At 44.6% G+C, this 717-nt stretch carries 1 protein-coding gene; it reads left to right on the top strand.

The features are described from left to right. Positions 1-717: 2-dehydropantoate 2-reductase (gene panE, locus R7Z47_RS24825; protein ID WP_318130760.1), on the top strand; the 717-nt coding region annotated here is incomplete at both ends.

Here is a 717-nt window from a genome sequence, read left to right as displayed (position 1 = left end):
ATATTCCCTCTTTACAACAAGCGGATTTGATTTTGGTCACGGTGAAAGCGTGGCAAGTGATCACTGCACTTAAACCTCTTATTGAGCACATTCATCGCGATGCCATTGTTATGCTTATGCACAATGGTATGGGTACGGCCGAGCAGGTAGAAGAGATGCTATCCGGAAATCCCGTCGTTATCGCAACCACAACCCATGGTGCTTATAAGCCGAATAAAGAACTCGTAATGCACACGGGGCAAGGCATCACTCAAGTTGGCGGCTTTAATGCATCTGGCGCTCAATGCCAGTTTTTGCAAGATGTTATGCAGCACGCTTTACCAGAAGTTGTTTGGAACCCAAACATCAATGCCGCATTGTGGACCAAACTCGCCATAAACTGTGCAATCAACCCGCTTACAGCATTGCATCAATGTAAAAATGGCGACCTTGCACACGGTGATTTTCAAGACACCTTGAAAAACATCACGAAAGAACTTGTCGAAGTGATGAATAAGGAAGACATTGCGACGCAGTTCGACGTACTTTTCGAGACCATTATGCAAGTGGTGCGGGCAACGTCTGAGAACTATTCTTCAATGAGGCAAGATGTGTTTCATCAGCGCCCGACCGAAATTGATTTTATCACTGGGTACTTGCTAAAAGCGGCAGAGAAACATCGCATCAATACACCTGAGAATTTAGAACTTTACCAACGCATCAAACAAATAGAACAAA

This window comes from Vibrio sp. 1641 (assembly GCF_033339995.1).
GTDB classification, from domain to species: Bacteria; Pseudomonadota; Gammaproteobacteria; order Enterobacterales; family Vibrionaceae; genus Vibrio; species Vibrio alginolyticus.
The sequence above is the reverse complement of the archived record's forward strand: the minus strand, read 5'-3'. Positions and strand labels throughout refer to the sequence as shown.